We start from the raw sequence: 2,758 nt of genomic DNA, 5'->3' as shown, positions 1-2,758 counted from the left end.
TGCTTAATTTTATGGTGTGCATGGCATTACTTAATATAAAGAAGGTGAATTCTTCTGAAGGATGAAATCTTTCAGGTGGTCAAAGTTCTGCCGGAGGAGCGATTCGAAGTCCCAAGCATGAAAAGGGCGCATCTGCCGGCCTTTTCTGTAAGCTTTCCGGTACATCCCGTAATATTCCGGAAGGATAAGAGCCCCGAGAACGATGGCCGCCAGCAGATGGGCATTCAGTTTCCCGTTTCCCAGCAGCAGGAACTGCATGGCGATTTCTTCTTCAAAACGGGTACCGCAGCCGGTGATCAGGTGATGCACATCGTGGTTTTCCATTTTCGGGATCATGCTAAAGCCGTGTTTCCGGTAAAATTCCCCCAGTTTTCTTCCCAGTGAATCTTCTTCAAATTCCAGCAGCTGCCTTTCGTTGAACTGCCACTGTCTTTTTTTCTTTTTAAAATAAGTCCTGTACCATTTTTGGGTATTCTCATAAATAAAGAGAAGAAACCGCACGCGTATTTTTTTCATATTCTACCGGATGACGAGGTTATAGCCTATATAAATATACAAGATCGCTGCAGGGATATTGATCAGCAGTACCAGGGCTGCTTTCCTGCAGGCAGGGAGCTGCTGTGGGTGAAAAAATCCATAGAGAAGGAGTATTCCCAGAAGGAGAAGATTAACTGCAGCACTGATATAGAGATAAAAATATCCGGCCAGGGCAAAATCCACTTTACCGGTCATCAGGTAGCCGAACAGGAAAATATTTCCGAGCAGGAAAGAGATGATGGCCGTATACCGGCCGGTATTTTTTATGGCTGAATTTTTCATAGTGTATTATTTTATGGTATTAAAATCAGTTTCCTGCGAAAGGGCTCCCGAAAATACCTACAGCCAGCTCGATCCAGATCAGGACCAGGACCAATATTACGGAAAGACAGATCATGAGTTTCATGAAAAACGGTTTTTGAGAAACAGCAGCCAGATTGATGAAGAAGGCCGCTCCGAAAAGCAGTGCAGCCGCTGTGGCAAAATCGGAGGCAGTCCAGTTCCAGCCTTCTGCAAAAAGACCGGCAAAAAAAGCAGTGGCCATCAGCAGGCACGGTACCGCATAGATAAGAGCGGTCTTCTGTTGTCTTGAAATCATTTTATATATTTATTTAATTATTAAAAGTACTTTGTATTTCAAAGTTAAAATTTAAAAAAATTTATTCTTATCTGCCCAGGAGTTTTTCCAGCATATTGAGATGTTCGGTGAAAGCCTCCCTCCCGCTCTGGGTGACCCGGTAAGACGTTTTCGGTTTTTTCCCGACGAATTCTTTTTTCACTTCTATATAAGCAGCCTTTTCCAGGGCATTGCTATGGCTGGCCAGGTTGCCGTCTGTAATTTCAAGCAGACTTTTCATTTCAGAAAAATCAACCCAGTCGTTCACCATCAGGACGGACATAATGCCCAGCCTTACACGGCTTTCGAATTCTTTATTGAGCTGATTGATCTTTATCATCGTAATCGTATCCTGTTAATTTTTAAATAATCGTAAACTGTTGCATCAAGAGCAACCGTTTCTCCGGTTTGTGTATTTTCCATGGTCACGAAATCATGATCCCTGAAAAATGCTGACATTATATACCGGTTCATGTTCGTATTCAGGAAATATACATTTCCCACCTGATGGCGCACCTGCCACTGATCTTCAAGGTTTTGTTGCCGCAGCTCATACCGGATCACAGCTGCGAGAAAGGCAGCATACCCTATACAATTGGCCTTTTGCGATACCGTCAAAGCATTGATTTCATGACCGCATTTTTCAAAAGTAAAGCCCAGACGGGAAGCCGTTATTTCCTGGGCATCCTGAATAATGTCTTCGACATTGTATACACCCGCCTTTTTACCCGCAGCTGCCTTCAGCTCTTTATCTTCGATCTCTGCAACGGGTTCCCGCTCCGTGATTATCTTATAACTGAAAAGGAAGCCGAACAGCGGTGTCCTCAGCAGAACCACTGCAAAAATAAGGATTAAAAACAGGATCCGCTTTTTCATGACAGCTATTTATATTTTTTATGCATAATCAGTCCGTAGACGATATGCAGTACCCCGAACCCTACTGTCCAAAACAGCAGTCCCCAACCCAGGAAAAACAGGGAAAGCAGCCCCAGTATGATCTGGCAATATCCCAGATACCGGATGTCGGTAAGGGTATAGCGTTCCGCACTCACCAATGCCAGTCCATAGAAGATAAGGGTAGCCGGTGCCACCAATACAAAAAGATGATGGTAAAGCAGTCCCAGGCAGAATATACCGCCGGTTATCAACGGTACAATAAAAGTGACCAGCAGCCGTTTGGTGGTGGCATCCCACATCTTCTGACCTTTTTTCCTGCTTTTATCGGCCGTGAAAAAATATCCGCTGGAAACAGCAGTCAGCAGGATCAGTGTTCCGGTAATCACCAGCTCTTTCACCAGTTCCGGACTGAATATGTTCCGGTCTCCGTCAAAATAATCAATTCCCTCTCTTTTAAAAGCAAAAAATACATACGCGGCACCGATAATGGCTGCCAACCCTGCCACCACTCCGGACAGGCCGCTCAGTGAAATGAACCGTGATGAACGTTCCATCATGGAACGGATGTGCAGCAGATCTTCGTGGTAATTTTTTGAATCCATAAAAAGAACTTTGAATTACAAAGTTATAATTTATTTTTAAAGGGCAAAATAAATTTTTAAAAATTATCAAAGAAGTAAGATGCTTCTATCTGTTAAAAATCTGATC

At 43.6% G+C, this 2,758-nt stretch carries 6 protein-coding genes; all 6 read right to left on the bottom strand.

What is annotated here, in order from left to right; all coding sequences use genetic code 11:
* Positions 1-30 precede the first annotated feature (30 nt).
* Positions 31-516, bottom strand: coding sequence for a Coq4 family protein (locus QZ735_RS03085; RefSeq protein ID WP_294244035.1), 486 nt, complete (start codon positions 514-516; stop codon positions 31-33).
* A gap of 3 nt (positions 517-519) precedes the next feature.
* Positions 520-819 carry a hypothetical protein gene (locus tag QZ735_RS03080; protein WP_294244034.1) on the bottom strand — a complete coding sequence of 100 codons (300 nt, stop codon included), beginning with the start codon at positions 817-819 and terminating at the stop codon, positions 520-522.
* A 25-nt stretch (positions 820-844) separates the two neighbouring features.
* Entirely contained in the window at positions 845-1,135 is a 291-nt protein-coding gene (locus QZ735_RS03075) for a hypothetical protein (RefSeq protein ID WP_294244033.1), read from the bottom strand.
* A 67-nt stretch (positions 1,136-1,202) separates the two neighbouring features.
* On the bottom strand, positions 1,203-1,493 hold the full coding sequence (locus QZ735_RS03070) for a transcriptional regulator (RefSeq protein ID WP_294244032.1): 291 nt from the start codon (positions 1,491-1,493) through the stop codon (positions 1,203-1,205).
* The gene (locus QZ735_RS03065; RefSeq protein WP_294244031.1) at positions 1,490-2,029 is read right to left on the bottom strand and encodes a hypothetical protein; all 540 of its coding nucleotides are present in this window, start codon (positions 2,027-2,029) and stop codon (positions 1,490-1,492) included. Before QZ735_RS03065 ends, QZ735_RS03070 begins: the two co-directional genes overlap by 4 nt.
* 5 nt (positions 2,030-2,034) lie before the next feature.
* Positions 2,035-2,652 carry a hypothetical protein gene (locus QZ735_RS03060; protein WP_294244030.1) on the bottom strand — a complete coding sequence of 206 codons (618 nt, stop codon included), beginning with the start codon at positions 2,650-2,652 and terminating at the stop codon, positions 2,035-2,037.
* Positions 2,653-2,758 lie beyond the last annotated feature (106 nt).

The sequence above is a fragment of the uncultured Chryseobacterium sp. genome (genome assembly GCF_913776365.1).
Lineage (GTDB): Bacteria > Bacteroidota > Bacteroidia > Flavobacteriales > Weeksellaceae > Chryseobacterium.
Note: the sequence above shows the minus strand (reverse complement) of the source record. Positions and strands in the feature narration are given on the sequence as shown.